Source organism: Butyrivibrio proteoclasticus B316 (assembly GCF_000145035.1).
Lineage (GTDB): Bacteria > Bacillota > Clostridia > Lachnospirales > Lachnospiraceae > Butyrivibrio > Butyrivibrio proteoclasticus.
Map to the genome: position 1 here is coordinate 3013149 of NC_014387.1, position 16297 is coordinate 3029445.

The following is a 16297-nucleotide window of genomic DNA, read 5'->3' on the forward strand; positions in this document are numbered from 1 at the left end:
GTAAATCCATCGCTTCTAGCTGGGCTAGCCGGATTCGAACCGTCGTATGCAGCAGTCAAAGTGCTGTGCCTTACCGCTTGGCGATAGCCCAAGAATGTAAGAGCTTGAGCCACGTTTAGCTGGAGCTTCTACAATTATTATTCTATGCCTTTTATAGAGCATATTCAAGAAAAAACGCCGACTAACATCGGCACTTATTTCTCTAGGGTGGCTAGAGGGACTCGAACCCTCGATCTCCAGAACCACAATCTGGCGCGTTAACCAACTACGCTATAGCCACCATATTTTGGCTAAAAAATTAGTGTGCCCGAAGGGATTCGAACCCCCGACCCACGGCTTAGAAGGCCGTTGCTCTATCCAGCTGAGCTACGGACACACGTTCAAAGTGAGTAAAGCATTTTGCTCTACATTCTTCACTAAGCTCGACAAGTCTCGCTAAGTGAAAATGTATGGTTCGCACTAGGCTCGAAAGAACCTCGCCAAGTGCTCTACTCAAAGCGGGTGATGGGAATCGAACCCACGTATCCAGCTTGGAAGGCTGGTGTTCTACCATTGAACTACACCCGCAAGGTGTTGCGTTACGTTAGTCGGGGTGACAGGATTCGAACCTGCGACCCCCTGCTCCCAAAGCAGGTGCTCTAGCCAAACTGAGCCACACCCCGATTTCTTAATCGTTGTTGCCTTTTGCCGTAACGCAAGAAGTATTATATAACGATTTCAAAGGAAATGTCAACACTATTTTTACAAGTTTTTTTACGATTTTATAAATACTTAATTTCGTATTCAACCTGTCCTTCATCATCGATCAAAAGCACTAAATAACTGGGTCTTCGGCCTTCCTGTCTCGGATAGGATAAGCTTCCGGGATTGAACAGATAAACATCATCTATCTTTTTGGCAACAGGCTTATGACTGTGTCCAAAAATAATTATATCTGCTCCTCTGGCAATTCCTTCACTTCTGATACTCTCGTAATCCATGCTCACATAATAATGATGGCCATGAGTAACAAAAAAAGTATGCCCGTCAAGTTCAAACTCAAGCTCTCTGTTAAGATCAGAGAAAAAATCATTATTACCGGCCACAAAATAAACCGGACAATTTGCAGCCAGTGCAAATTTACCTTCAGAACCTTCAAAATCGCCGCAATGGATTATTCCATCCACTGGCTCTTCTATATCAAGTACATCATAGAAGTTCTGATCTCTTCCATGTGTATCGCTTACAACAAGATACTTATGCATATTACACCCCAAACATTACTTTCCAAGCTCTGCGCGCAGTACTTCTTCCATTTCTCTGAGCGCTTTACCTCTATGGCTGATCGCATTTTTCTCATCTTCAGTCAGCTCCGCGCTTGTCTTGCCATATTCAGGCAGGAAGAATATAGGGTCATATCCAAAGCCATTGCTACCGGCTATTTCATGTGCTATATGTCCCTCCATTTTGCCAAGAAATGCAAACTTACGTCCATCAGGGAAAACAGCTGAAATAGCGCACACAAACCTTGCTGTTCTCTCATCCTCAGGTACACCCTCAAGTTTATCTATTATGGCCTTGTTCTTAATGTCATAGGATGTATCTTTTCCCATATATCTGGCCGAATATATACCAGGTTCCCCACCAAGGTAGTCAACCTCAAGACCTGAATCATCTGCAAGAACTATACTCTCATCTGCAGGATCAAGCTTCTTAAGACTCTTTGAAACAGACTCGGCCTTTATCATGGAATTTTCTTCAAAAGTGGTTCCTGTCTCCTCTATATCATCCTGAACTCCAGCCTCAGCCATAGATAAAATATCCATGCCAAGATCCCCCAGAATTCTGTGTATTTCTTTTAACTTGCCTTTATTGCCAGTAGCAAAAACTATTCTCATCGCATCTCCTCAAAAGCATCCGAAATTCCCTGATAAATACCGGATGCAAGTTTAGTTTTATATGATTTATCCTGTAATTTCTTTTGACCCGATTCATCACCAGGTACTTGTATTATCAGTTTCGCGGAAGGAACTTCCGATGTTGTGAGTATTGCATCATCCTCATACTCCGGCTTGGTCCCAAGAACATTTATTCCACTTGAAGTGCATGAATTGACTAAAGTTCCCGCAAGAGAGGCGTTACTAAGCCTTCTAAGATAGTATTCGTCATTATAATAAGCTATGATTCCATCGGCTCCCGTCTGATCAGAATTAGCACCAATCCTGACTACCATATCTGCCTGCACATCTTCTATCAGCTGAAGTTTTCTTGCATCGTCCACATATGCGTCAGACAGCCTTGTATAGTAGAATTTAATGTTATTATTCTCATCCTTCTCAGCCTGAGTTCTCAGTAAAAGAGCTGTATCAAGCGCCAGGTCTTTATCTGAAGCTTCATCTGATATATCAGTATCCGGATCAACGTATCCGATTGGATCAACCACTACGATTTGATCGAATTCTTCGTGTGGTTTAAAAAATCTGACTTCTATAGTACTCGACTCTGTCAATGAGCTTTCGTTGGCATAAAGGCCATTTAACTTAAAATCAAGACATACGCTGCCTGTATCATTCTCAGTAATGCAAACCGCCTCATCTATTATATCCAGATCGGATAAAACAGCATTATCCAGATAATAGCCTTCTTCCCTGCTGTCAATGTAAATACGAAGTTCGTGATCTACATATCTGTCTTCCATGACAATATCATCTGAGCTTACACTCTTAGATAGAGGAATAGTAAGTTTCCCACTCTGATCCCCTGACACATTTCTATCTACCAAAAGATTATATGACTCACTGCTGAACTCTCTGTCAACACTTGTACCTGCAGCGTCAGTAATGAGAATATGCTTGGTAGCAGATCTGTGTAGCATCACTGCGATGCTGCAGACAGTAAAAACAGATGCCTTGATAAACATCTTTTTCATCTCTGCATTATTCATCTATTCTCATCCGTTTCTCTTAGGAGGCTTAGGTCCCATAAACTGGTAAAAATATGTCTTTATCATACCGTTATAAATTTTACGGTTCTTGTCAGCTTTTTTACCAATAAATTTCTCAGCCTGCTCAAATCCTGTTATCAGATACATTGACCAGGAATCAAGTTCCTTGTACCTTGCACCAATTGTCTTATAAAGGGCTGGTAGTTCATCCTGTTCACCGATTCTCTCTCCATATGGAGGGTTTGTAATAATAAAGCCATATTTCTTCCTGTGGCTAAGATCAGCTATATCCCTAGCCTGGAAATGTATCATATTCTCCACGCCTGCCTTTTTGGCATTAATACGTGCTATATCAACCATTTCCGGATCAAGGTCATATCCCTGAATATCTGTCTCTACGCTTGTATCTATATCATCTCTGGCCTCATCTCGTACGTCTGCCCAGTTCTGAGGAGTTATGATATGAGTCCAGCTCTCAGCTGTGAAATGTCTGTTCATTCCCGGAGCAATATTGGCAGCCATCATGGCAGCCTCGATTGGAATAGTTCCACTTCCGCAGAAAGGATCGACCAGAATTCTGTCAGCATGCCATGGAGTGAGCATGATAAGAGCAGCTGCAAGGTTCTCTGCAATAGGAGCCTTGGATTCAAGCTTTCTATAGCCTCTTTTATGAAGTGAATCTCCTGTTGTGTCAAGGGCAACAGTAACTTCATCCTTCATTATAAATACCCTGATAGGAAAGCTCTCTGCATCTTCCTTGAACCAGTCTGTATGATAGCTCTGCTTCATACGCTCAACTATAGCCTTTTTGACAATAGACTGAATGTCAGACGGGCTAAAGAGCTTACTCTTAACACTAGATGCCTTCTTAACCCAGAATTTACCGCGCTCAGGGATAAATTCTTCCCAGGGAAGGCTCTTTACTCCCTGAAACAATTCCTCAAAAGATTCAGCATGAAAGCTTCCTACTTTGATAAGGATTCTCTCTGCAGTTCTAAGGCATATATTAGCTCTGCATACGGCATCAGCATCACCGGCAAAAGTAATTCTGCCATCCACAGATTCAGTAATGTCATATCCAAGGTCAATGATTTCTTTTTTTAGTACGGCTTCCAGTCCAAAGTGGCATGGAGCAATTAATTCCATTTTTTTCATATATTAATCTCTGTTTCCTCATTCATCTGTCTACAACAACAGCAGATTTATTATAACAATGCTAAAGACATGTTGCAAACTTCAAGGATTTTCTACCCTCATGAATTAACCCATATATAAGGAAAAAAGGACCTGTTCACACTAGGTGACAGGCCCTCATTTCTTAAAACGTTATTTTCTTATTTTTTTACTTTTACTTTACCTGCAGAATTAGCGGAATATGTTACGCCATCTACTGTGAATACTGTGTTCTTGAGCATTGCTCCGTCTGATCCAAGGTAATAAGTTGAACCATACTGGGTTACAAATGTCTCTATGAGCATTGCGCCATCATCACCAAAGTAGTATTTATTATCATCTACTGTAGTGAATTTACCCTTAACCATCTTGCCCTGATCATTGAAGTAATATTTTTTGCCCTCAATATTTGCAAGGTAGTTCTTGACCATGACACCTTCTGCATTCACATAGTAGGTTGAACCATACTGTGTTATAAATGCTGATGTTACAATAACTCCATCATCGTTAATGTAATATTTATTCTCTCCAATAGTAGCGAACTTACCCTTAACCATCTTGCCGTTATCACCAAGATAATATTTGTTGCCGTCTACTTCTACAATTGCGTCATATACTTCATGGTATTCTTCATCGAAGAAATATGTAGCTCCATATCTTTCCATGAAGCCCTTAACAGCATGTCCTTCGTCATCAAAGAAATATCTGTTGCCATCAATAGTAATGTAGCTGTTTGTGAGCATTACACCAGTCTCATTGAAGTAGTAAAGCTCTCCGCCAATCTTGTTTAGACCAGTAAGCTTTTCGCCATCTTCTGTGACAAAGTATGTTCTCCAATACTTAGTAACAAATTCGCCCTTAATTTCTTCTTCTTCAGGCTCCTGAGGATCCTCTTCAACATCTTTCTGAGCATCATCTGATGATCCGCTGATCTCTCTCTCATCCCTGACAGCCTCATACTGTCCATCAACGCCTGCTACTATTTCAGAAGCATCAAGTCCTGCTGCCGCAAGAGCTGCGATACCAGTTTCGCTGAGCTTTAAGAAGTTTCCAAGATCAATTGAACCATCTGCTGCTCGTAGAGATGCTGCTACTGCGTATGGATCATTTGCATTTGCATAAGGAGCATCAAGAGATACGAACCAGTCATCAGAAGCTTTAAGTCCATCGCTATTTGCACTTGCTCCATCATTCCAGAAGAAGTTCTTCTTGCCATAGATGTTGTTTGTATCCTGTGTTCCCTTAGCTTTAATGTTCTCATTAGTACCAGTACCTGTTGTACGGTATGAAAGAACACCATCTACATAGTAATTAGTATTAGCTGTATCGTTTGTATAAAGAGCTACGTTGTTGCTGCCATTGTTAAATGACATTGAATGGTATACCTGGATATCAGGGCCAGAGTTTGAATCGATACCCTTAGCCTTGTTACCCCAAGCTACAGAGTTGATGAGCTTATGAGGACCTGACATGCTTGATCCGCCCATCTTAAATCCATTACCATTACCTTCGTTTGTTCCATCAACGCCATATCCGTTAGCAAATGCTACAGAGTTCTGGATTGTTACCTGTCCGATGCTTCCGGATTCAACCTTGGCAAAGAGATCCCATCCATCATCAGCGTTGTTATAGGAAATACATCCATCAAATACAATTCCGTCACCACATGTAAGCTTAGCTGCAAATCCGTCAGCATCCTCATATCCGGCATCAGCATTGCTGTATGATGTACCGTTGAGGATCAGATCGTAGCTTGGCCACATATCTCTTCCGTCTGTTGTGAGATATCTGCTGACCTGAATACCTGTGTTTCCATTCTCATATGTGCGGATATCCTCAAGAGTGATGTGACTACCGGATACCTGGATACCCTTAAGTGAATTTCCTGAATGTGTGCAGTCAATTCCGTTTATATACCAGTAGTTACCAGCAAGAACGAATCCTGCGCATTTTTTGTTAAAGTCGAAGATTGCTCTTCCGCCTTCTGTAACCATCTTGATAGGTTTTGAAGGTGTTCCGTCAATTCCTCTGGCAATTGTTACTGTACTTGTAAGGCTATAGGTTCCAGCTGCAACAACAATTGTCTGACCAGGCTGTACATACTTAACAGCTGTATAAATGTCTACAGGATCATTAGCTGTTCCTGTAGCATCGAATTTACCATCAGCTCTTACATAGATCTTCTCGTCATCATTTACAGTTGCATACTTAACAGTATGAACAAACTCAACTGTATCATAAGAAGAAAGTCTCTGATACTCATCACCACCTGGATTAAAGTCTGCATTAGGAGTAAATGTTACATTGTATGCATTATCTCCCTTGCTGAGTTTAACAGAAGTGCTTACAACTTCTCCTGCTACTACTGCCTTATTATCTACTACTGCATTTCCCTTAGCATCAGTAATAGTAAGAACACCGTCTGCATTTCCTGCATACTGAAGGTCATACTTTGCTGTATTTGAATATGTAGCTGAGATTATCTTGTAATCAGGTACTACATATGTTACAGGTCTCTCCTCTGCAGGAGCATCCTCTGAAGGATCGATCACTGTAAGTTCAATATCGCTGAATGTTGCCTTAAATGTTCTTGCAGCAAAGAATCCAACATAAACGTTCTCTGAATCAAGCTTATTAAGAGCTTCTGTGTCATAGAACTTCTTGGTTGTTATTACATTATCATTTCCATCAAGATAACTTACAAAGTATCCTGTATTGTTTTTCTGGATACGAAGTCTTACCTGAGCAAGAGGGTTAGCTATGGTACCTACTACTGTTCCAGATTTTTCTTTTCCAAAGAGGTTATATGTACCAACGCCGCTCTGACCACCACTTGTCTCAAGTGGATACATATTTGAAGAGAACTCGTTATTAACAGTCTCTGTGTCGTTAGCCTCAAGCCTTGCAAGGTTTTCATTTGTTACTCCAACCTTCTCCTGAGCCCCAAGACCAAGCTTCATTGTAATTTTGGCTGCTGAAGTATCAGTAGTAACTTCCTGATTAACAGTGTCATAGTAATATTCTACCTTGCTTCCGGATGCCATATAGGAGTTATTCCAGAATACTGCAGCGTTTCCGTTTACACCTACTCTATCGGCAGCCATAAGACCAAAGCCTTCCTGACCATTAGTAAATGTCCAGGTATCAATAGTTGCTGTAGCAGTAAGAGTGAAGTTCTTATTTGCAGGAACTGCTGTGTAATAGAATGAAAGTCCGTCAGTTGATGCAGGAACAAGCTTACCTTTATTTCCTATATTCCAAACTGTTACTGAACCATCATCATTAACAGTAGAACCTATGTTAGAGCCTTTGGATACACCCTGACCAAATGCAGAGAATACCCACTCACGCTCGCCTTCTTCTGTAACTTCGAAGTCCATTACAGACTTATCTGAAGTATCCTGTCCGCGATTAGCTACCAGTGCAAGTTCATATTTATGTCCTACATTGAGACCTACAAATGTATATGAATACTCAGTAGACTCATCAACATCTGGTGTCTTGGCAGTCACAACTGCTTTAGAAAGAGATGCTGCATCTGTTTTATCTGTAGCTGTAAGGCTATAGCTTTCAGCCTCAGGTACTGAATAGAACTTAACTACAACTGTACCCGCGCCCTTATTAACTGCGTTTTTGAATGAAGGAGCCTTAAGTGGAAGAACAAATGAAAATGCATCTGTTCTCACAACGCTCTTAACGTCTTCCTCATCATCTCTTGAAAGAGTAGCTCTAAAGTGATAATCACCACTCTTAGAAGGAGTAAACGCAAATGTAAACTCATTCTTCTCAGCAAGAGACTTAAGTGTCTCTACTACATTTTCATCGGCATCAAGCATTTCAACCACAAGGCTGTCTCCGCCATTTAAGCCAATTACTGCGTCAACACTAACATCAATCTTGCCTGAGTTGTCTTTATTAAGTGAAACAGAGCTAATTACTGGAGCCTTAACCTCTGACCACTCTGCTCTCTTAACTTCTACAGGAGCTCCATCAGTAACTTCTACTTTAAAGATGTAGTTATTACCAGTTGCGCCACCAAGATAATATGTTCCAGCAGCACCTGTCTTAAGTGTTGAAATATAAGGAGAATTCTTAACTGCTGCTTCTTCAGTTGTTGCTACTGCATTTCCTGTTGAATCAAGAATTGCCATCTGGCGTCCTGCGTCTCCGCATGCCCACCATACCTTAACTGTAGCTTCATCTGCTGAAGTTGTGAACTTAATAGCATTCTTCTCTGTAGATGCCGCACCGCCAAAATTAATTCTCTGATCTGATGTGTAGCCATCATCCCAAGTTTTGCTGGATGTATCAATCTTGGACTTTGCACTGTAAACAAGTGTAAAGTAGTCGTCAGTTCCAGCCTTCTCGCTTTCGCCATCAGCCTTGGCTCCTGCTGCAAATGCTGTAAGGTCTGCAGATTCAAGAGTTGATACTACAGGCTCAGCTGCCTTATCCTCTGTAACTACAATCTTAAAGATGTAGTTATTAGCTGTTCCGCCAAGATAATATGTTCCGGCTTCATCAAGCTTAATTGTTGAAAGATAAGGAGAATTCTTAACAGCTTCTTCTGCAGTTGTAGCTACTGTCTCTCCTGAACCATTAAGGACTGTCATCTGGCGTCCTGCATCACCGCAAGCCCACCATACCTTTACAGTAGCTGCGTTGGAAGTTGTAAACTTAACTGAATTCTTCTCAGTTGCAGCTGCGCCGCCAAGATTAAGTCTTACTCCTGATGTATACTCATCAGCCCATGTCTTGCTTGATGTATCTACCTTGGACTTAACACTATAGATAATTGTAAAGTAGTCATCAGTTCCAACTTTTTCCATTTCGCCATCTGCCTTGGCTCCGGCTGCAAATGTCTCAAGAGTTGATGACTCAAATGTAAATTCATTATTCTCTGAAACCGGAGTCTCAGAAGAGCCTGGTGTAGGTGCAACCTCAGAGCTTCCGTCAGGGAATGTAATTGTCATGTCATTATTATGACCAGCAAATGGATCCCACTCACCAAGGAATGCTGCTACTGAAATTGCTGTTCCGTCTGCAAGCACCGCCTCTTTTGGCTGCTGAACCCATGACGCTCTTTCCTTGCTGTTATCCTCTCCGGATACCTCAAATGTTCCGAACTCGACATTTCTTGCAGACTGTCCGCCAAGAGATGTGTTCCAGCCTACAGGCTGAATAAGAGAGGTCTTCGCATTTTCATCATAAGCGCCATTTGCCCACTGTGTTGCCTCAACTACAGTGTCAAAGAATACAGCTTCAGAAGTATTGGCCTGCCATGGTCTTCCGAACTGACCAGGCTTGGATACATACTTAGATGCAGTATCAACTCCCGGAGTTGTGCTCTTAACTGTACAGTTATACATAAGATAACCACGCTCTGAAGCAGATTTCTGCTGAGGAGCTGTGATATAAGCAACATCATTCTTGTCTTCACTTGTGTTAAGAACAAGATCACACTTTGCAAATACAGCTGTCATTCCGCCAAAGATATAATCTGTTCCGCCATATACAGCGCAGTTATAGAAAGCAGCTGTTGTTCCGGTATGTCCATATAGTGTATCCTGACGACCTATAATACGGCAGTTTTCAAAATATGCTTCTGTAGCGCTGCCTGTAAGGGCAAGAGCTGCCGCTCTCTCAACATATTTTTTATCCTGTACTGTTGTGTCACTTGCTGACATGGATGCTCTTGCTATTGAACCTTCTTTAGCAGAGCTCTGAGGAACGATCACATCCTCTGCAGCCTTTGGTGAAACATACTGGTTAAAAGAGTTCTCGAAAATAATATCTTTTGCTTCAAAACCAGCTGCGTCAACAACTACTGAAGCATTCCAATATGTACCTGTTCCTGAACCCGGATTGATCACAGATGCATATCCGTTCTCTTTATTTGCAGCAAGTACATCTGCATCGTACTTGTAGTCACTACCCATACTGTAATATGTGTAGCCATGTCCATAGTACCAGGTAATACGAACTGCGTTGTCATCAATATCCACGCCGCTGTTCTTAAGAGTATTAGTTGGATTACTGCTTGCGTTGGCAAGAGTTACATCAGCCACATCGATAACAAGCATTTCTTCATAGTTGCCAGGCTCAATGCTGATTGTTACTCTCTGTCCGTCTTTTCTGTCCATACGACGAACAGCAGAAAGAGCATCATTAATACTTGCATAATCAGCCTTATCTGATGATCCTACAAGGATTTCTGACTTGTACTCTGTCTGATAAACAGTTGCAATCTTAGTGATATATGATGATCCCAAAACTGTTACATCAAAAGTTCCTGCGCCGCCCTTATAGTCATAAGTAAAGGTCTCATTAGTGCTGGTTGAACCTGTCTTAACATTTACCGAAGGTTCTGTATCATTCTCAAAGTAGTATGAATACTGATAATTTGCTGTCACCTGAATCTGGCAGTCTCCCTTTACAGGAACTGAGATTTTTCCTGCACCGGAGTAAAGGTATACATTATTGTGAGATCTTCCGTTTGTCCATGAAAGACCGTTGTATGTTCCCTCTGTAACGCCTGCAAATTTAGATGTAAAAGAAGGATCACTAAAATCCCACTCAGTAATATCTGATGAGAAGCTGATAGTCTTAGTTACGTCTGCACCATTAACAATAAGGTCACTTGTAAGTTTCTGTACAAGAGCTCCTGTGTTGCTTACTTCTACAGCGTACTGACCATCTCTAAGAGCAATATCTTCTGTTCCTGTAAATTCATATACATATCCATCTGCAGCAAATTCATTTTCTGCATCAAGTCTTGTAAATGTAAATACAGCATCCTTGAGATCTGAAAGTGTTGCTCCGTTTGGAACAATTGTTACCTTATATAAAGGCTTTGCCTCAAATTCAATGTCCACATTATCTGATGACTTATCAAGTGTCAGCTCATCAGTAACAAGCTCATAGTCCTCAACACCTGCAAACTTTTCTGTTGCTGTGCTCTTCTTGTCTGCTACTGAAACTGAATATGTAACATCCTTCTGAAGCTTTAATTCATACTCAATTGCTGAATCTGTAAGTGTAAGAGCAATTTCAGGTACATATACAGATTTCTCATCCTGAGCTGCAAACTCAAACTCAGCTGCAGATACGAATTTAGCCATGTCTTTATCTGCTATACCTGTGAGCTTACCTGATACCTCAACAAGATCTACGCCCTCAACAGTGATGTCCATCTCTGTATCTGAAGAGATATTAACATTCTTGTCTGATGTGATAGCGTAATCATCAGCTCCTGCAAGACTCATTGTATAGTCGAAGCCTTCTGCAAGCTGAGCTGTATACTTGCCGTCAGCTACAGTTGCCTTAACTACATTTCCGTTCTGAACATTTGTAAATACAATGTCAAAAGAGCCTGTTCCTTCATAGCCCTCAACAGAACCTGTAAGATATCCATACTGCGCGTGTTCACGATATACTCTGGCAAGAACAAGCTTCTCAGTTGCTGAAAAGAGCTTGTACTGTGCATCCTTGGCAGGATAGAAAGTCATCTTAGTTACTGTACTGCCACCAAGGGTATGAACCATAGATGCATCATCAGAAGCATCTGAAACATTCTGGAAATGAACTGTTGAATCAGTTCCATTACTTGCAACAAAGGCTGTTATAACATCATCAGCCTTGCACTCAAGCGCAACATATACTGCATCTGTAGATCCCTTATTGGAGTACAGATAACCTGAATAAACATTTCCATCACTATCCTTAAGTGATTTAGCATCATATCTTGTAAGTGATGTGTTAGTTGTTCTCAGTCTGTGAGTGGTAGAATATCCACCATCATTGAACACAAAATCCCCATCATCTACAGAAAAAGAGGCAATATTTACCCCCGTAGACCCTGCTTCAACAGAATAAAATCCATTGATCGTATCAGCGTCAAGTCTGTTGTTATAGGCATCGCCAAGATTCTCTGCGCCAAAGTCCCATACATCAACTTTGGATGAATCAAAGTTTCTGTCAGATGTCTTTTTTTCATCAAGCAATGTTATTGCTCCTTCACGCTCTGACTCTTCTGCATCCTGCCCCTTTGATGCAGAATCAGTATCTGTTTCTTCTGATTCCTTAGAAGATTCATCTGTTGATTCCAGTGATGCTGCGTCTGTTTCCTGTGAATCCTCCGTAGCTGAAGTCTCTTCTGTAGCAGAAACTGAAGCTTCATCGCTTCCAGCTTCGCTGTCCCCAGTCGATGTCTCTGCACTCGCTTCTGTGTCAGCATCTAATACATCACCATTTTCAGCATATACCACGCCACCAGGCAAGGCTGCAGAAAATGATGAAAGCCCCATAGCTGCTGACAGCATCAAAGCGCCAGCTTTGTGCCATCTCGTCTTTCTGATCATACTCTTCCTCCCAAATAAACCTGTAAGTTTATACATTTTTAATAATGTAAACGCTTACATTACCAGTTGAAATGTGCCTTTATATTAGCATAATCAGTTTGACGAAAACAAGGTATATTTGTAAGTTTCTTTCATATATTTCGCTCAAAACTAAACAAAATTTCACTGTATAGTTTTGTGCATTTTGCACCAATTATCTTTTTTCTGATTAATTGTTAAGCAAAGTCAAAAATCAATTTTATAAAATGTATGCGGTTTCATGGGAATGGAATATCGAAGACTTTTCGGAGAAATATCCTAATAAACGAAAAATAGCATCCAGATTTCTCTGAATGCTATCTTTATCTTAGTGTGCGTGACAGGATTCGAACCCACGACCTTCTGGTCCGTAGCCAGACGCTCTATCCAGCTGAGCTACACGCACAAGTCACTTTCGCAACAAAATATATTATATGCACGAGGGCGACTCTTGTCAACAATTTTTTTATACTTCTATAATGTATGGCTTCTTGTTGGCTATTTCCGCTTTTGCCCGTAAGAAGTCATATTACGTAGCATCTGCAGAGTACCCTTTTTCGGCTGCTTCTGCAGCTTTGGTCTGGGCAACCAGTTTCTCCATGTCAGGTCTTGCAAATTCAAAGCAAGCCAGAATCTTGGGTGAAAATACTCCGCACTCACCATTTTTGATCATCTCGTAAGCTTTATCCACAGGATAAGCAGATTTATAGACCCTATCACTTACAAGGGCATCATAAACATCCGATATTGCTGTCAGCTGCGCAGCTATTGAATTTTCTTCTCCCTTAAGGCCGTCCGGATATCCGCCGCCGTCATATCTCTCATGATGATGTCTGCAAATATCAAGACATATTTCATAATACTCTTTATCCTGAACATCCTTGAGCATCTCAATTACTTCGCTGCCTCTGGTAGTGTGGGATTTCATAACTTCAAACTCTTCGTTCGTAAGTCTTCCGGGCTTTAAAAGAACTGAATCCGGCACTGAAATCTTACCTATGTCATGCATAGCTGAAGCCTGAGTAATTACATCGACCATATGAGGATTAAGTCCGAGTTCAGGATAGTTATTCATCGCTGTCAGAGCAAGAATTCTCACAAAGCCCTTTATCCTCTTTAAATGATAAATGGACTCCATGCTCCTGAACTCGACTATAGTAGCAATAGTATCAATTACTCTCTCATTACTGCTTTTTATTCGCTCTTCCTGTTTCTTGAGATAAATAAACTGCTTTTTTAATACTCTTGTCTGATCATCAACCTGGATTTCCAAATTATTCTTGGAATCAAACAGTTCAACGGTCCTTGATACTCTTTTATCTACAATAACAGGGTCAAAGGGCTTGTGTATAACGTCCGCAGCCCCCTTCTGGTAACTTGTACGCTCAGCTTCAGTTGAAGTATCTGCCGTGATCATCAGAACAGGAACAGAATCGTTTAGGTTATCCTTCTTTTGCATGGCCTCAAGAACCTGATAACCGTCCATTTCAGGCATGACAATATCAAGAAGAATAGCCGCAAGCTTTTCCTCATTAGCCTCAATCATACTCATGGCTTCCTTACCATCGCCTGCCTCGAGTATGTTGTACTTGTCCTTGAAGATCTCACCAAGAATTCCTCTGTTGATCTCATTGTCATCAACTATTAGAATTGATCGATCTGCCATCTGTTCCTCCTGTAATCAGCGCCGATATAGTCTTATCTCTCAACTATAGCAGCACATCCCATTCCGCCACCTACGCACAGAGTAGCAAGTCCTTTATGCACATCTCTTCTCTGCATTTCATACAAAAGAGATACTAATATTCTGTTTCCTGAGCATCCTACAGGATGTCCGAGCGCAATAGCACCACCGTTAACATTAAGTACATCATTGCTAAAGCCAAGATCATGCTGTACAGCCACAGACTGAGCTGCAAAAGCTTCATTAGCTTCAATAAGATCAAAATCACCGATTGTATATCCGGCCTTCTTCATTACCTTCTGAGTAGCAGCTACAGGTCCGATACCCATAATACTTGGCTCTACACCTGCAAGTTCTCCTGCAATCCATGTTCCAAGTGGCTTAACCCCAAGTTCTTTGGCCTTTTCTTCACTCATAACTATGATAGCAGACGCTGCATCGTTAATTCCTGAAGAGTTAGCAGCTGTAACTACACCGCCGTCCTTCTTAAATGCAGGCTTAAGACCTGAAATTCCCTCTACAGTCACACCTTTTCTCGGGCCTTCATCTGTATCAAAAATAATAGTTTCTTTCTTTTTCTTGATTTCTACAGGAACGATTTCTTCCTTGAATTTGCCTTCAGCAATTGCCTTTTCAGCTTTGTTCTGTGACCATGCTGCAAACTCATCAAGCTGCTGCCTTGTAAGATGCCACTGCTCAGCAATATTCTCAGCAGTGATACCCATATGATAACCGCCGAAAGCATCTGTAAGAGCATCCTTGATCATAGCATCCTGAAGCTCACCCGAACCCATTCTGTAACCATAACGGCCCTGCTGCATAAGATAAGGAGCCATTGACATATTCTCCATACCGCCTGCTACGATAATATCAGCATCGCCCATTCCAATGAGCTTGGCAGCAAGGTTTACGCAATGAAGTCCTGAACCGCAGAGTACATTGATTGTTGTTGCCGGTACTTCTACAGGGATTCCTGCATTAATAGCTGACTGTCTAGCAGGATTCTGTCCAAGACCCGCCTGGATAACACATCCCATATATACTTCATCAACCTGCTCAGGCTTAACTCCTGCTCTTTTCAAAGCTTCCCTGATAACAATAGCACCAAGAGCCGGTGCCGGAGTTGTTGAAAGTGTTCCACCCATTGTTCCAATTGCTGTTCTGCATGCTCCTGCTAAAACTACTTTTCTTGCCATAACATCCTCCATAAACACAATCTATATTTTGTTCAAAAACACATTAAATAATGTTACACATACCTATAAAATATTTTATCACTTTAATCAATCTATCTCAACGAAACATTGATATACTTGTTTCTATTGAAAGATAATCTATTGCAGGCGAAGTGGTAATTCAAGTCCATGCTCCGTAAGCAGTTTTTCATCTGACAATACTTCCCTGGTACTTCCGTCAGCTATTATTAGGCCATCATCCAAGAGTACTGTTCTCTCGCATGTATCCATGATGAAGTCAAGATCATGAGATGTTACAAGTTTAAGAGAATTAATCTCATTTAGGATCTTGATAAGGTTCTTTCTGTTTCGTGGATCAAGCGCTATCGACGGCTCATCCATTATTATTATGTCAGGCTCCATAGCAAGGATTGTTGCAATTGAAGCCAGCTTCTTTTCTCCGCCCGAAAGTTTATAAGTCTGTTTCTTCCTCAGCTCTGTAATATGTACTTTTTCAAGTGCCTGACAAACTCTTTTCTCAACCTCTTCATCAGATAGCCCATAATTTTGCGGTCCAAACGCAACGTCATCTTCTATAGTTGATAAAAAAAGCTGGCTGTCCGAGTCCTGAAACACATATCCAATATGCTCTCTTACATGACTTAGATTCTTTTTATCCACAGGATGTCCTGCAACTTCAAGCTTTCCACTGTAATCCAGATACAGACCAACCAATAATTTCATGAGCGTAGATTTACCAATTCCGTTTGCACCAATTATTCCTATGCTCTCGCCATCGTGCGCAACCAGATTTATATCAGTCAGCACCTGCTCATCCTTCTCATAAGCAAAGCTCAAATGTTCAATTCGTAATAATTCTCCGCAAATACCTGTATGCATCTCATCCTCTTTCTAAAAAAGCTCTTTTCACAATACATATGACAACAAATCATTCAAGAATATA

8 protein-coding genes and 6 tRNA genes are annotated in these 16297 nt (G+C 41.2%); all 14 read right to left on the reverse strand.

Going from position 1 to position 16297, the window contains the following annotated elements; translation table 11 throughout:
- Window positions 1–19: 19 nt before the first annotated feature.
- The 14 genes from BPR_RS12500 to BPR_RS12570 all read right to left on the reverse strand — a co-directional run bounded on the left by BPR_RS12500 (window position 20) and on the right by BPR_RS12570 (window position 16233).
- Window positions 20–91 (reverse strand) — tRNA-Gln (locus BPR_RS12500).
- Between the two features lie 115 nt (window positions 92–206).
- Window positions 207–280 (reverse strand) — tRNA-His (locus BPR_RS12505).
- 22 nt (window positions 281–302) lie between these two features.
- A tRNA-Arg gene (locus tag BPR_RS12510) sits at window positions 303–376 on the reverse strand.
- A 120-nt stretch (window positions 377–496) separates the two neighbouring features.
- A tRNA-Gly gene (locus BPR_RS12515) sits at window positions 497–567 on the reverse strand.
- 20 nt (window positions 568–587) lie between these two features.
- Window positions 588–662 (reverse strand) — tRNA-Pro (locus BPR_RS12520).
- Window positions 663–761: 99 nt separating this feature from the next.
- Entirely contained in the window at window positions 762–1244 is a 483-nt protein-coding gene (locus BPR_RS12525; RefSeq protein WP_013281855.1) for a metallophosphoesterase, read from the reverse strand.
- A 15-nt stretch (window positions 1245–1259) separates the two neighbouring features.
- The gene (locus tag BPR_RS12530; protein WP_013281856.1) at window positions 1260–1877 is read right to left on the reverse strand and encodes an XTP/dITP diphosphatase; all 618 of its coding nucleotides are present in this window, start codon (window positions 1875–1877) and stop codon (window positions 1260–1262) included.
- Window positions 1874–2923 (reverse strand): N-acetylmuramoyl-L-alanine amidase, encoded by a 1050-nt coding sequence (locus tag BPR_RS12535; RefSeq protein WP_013281857.1) that lies wholly within the window; start codon window positions 2921–2923, stop codon window positions 1874–1876. The genes BPR_RS12530 and BPR_RS12535 overlap by 4 nt, the downstream gene beginning before the upstream one ends.
- A 6-nt stretch (window positions 2924–2929) precedes the next feature.
- Window positions 2930–4078: a THUMP domain-containing class I SAM-dependent RNA methyltransferase gene (locus BPR_RS12540; RefSeq protein ID WP_013281858.1), complete on the reverse strand. Its 1149-nt coding sequence runs from the start codon at window positions 4076–4078 to the stop codon at window positions 2930–2932.
- A gap of 179 nt (window positions 4079–4257) precedes the next feature.
- Window positions 4258–12456, reverse strand: coding sequence for a pectinesterase family protein (locus BPR_RS19980; protein ID WP_013281859.1), 8199 nt, complete (start codon window positions 12454–12456; stop codon window positions 4258–4260).
- Between the two features lie 350 nt (window positions 12457–12806).
- Window positions 12807–12880 (reverse strand) — tRNA-Arg (locus BPR_RS12555).
- Window positions 12881–13003: 123 nt separating this feature from the next.
- The gene (locus BPR_RS12560) at window positions 13004–14140 is read right to left on the reverse strand and encodes an HD domain-containing phosphohydrolase (protein ID WP_013281860.1); all 1137 of its coding nucleotides are present in this window, start codon (window positions 14138–14140) and stop codon (window positions 13004–13006) included.
- A gap of 32 nt (window positions 14141–14172) precedes the next feature.
- Window positions 14173–15354 (reverse strand): acetyl-CoA C-acetyltransferase, encoded by a 1182-nt coding sequence (locus tag BPR_RS12565; protein ID WP_013281861.1) that lies wholly within the window; start codon window positions 15352–15354, stop codon window positions 14173–14175.
- Between the two features lie 138 nt (window positions 15355–15492).
- On the reverse strand, window positions 15493–16233 hold the full coding sequence (locus BPR_RS12570) for an energy-coupling factor ABC transporter ATP-binding protein (RefSeq protein WP_013281862.1): 741 nt from the start codon (window positions 16231–16233) through the stop codon (window positions 15493–15495).
- Window positions 16234–16297 lie beyond the last annotated feature (64 nt).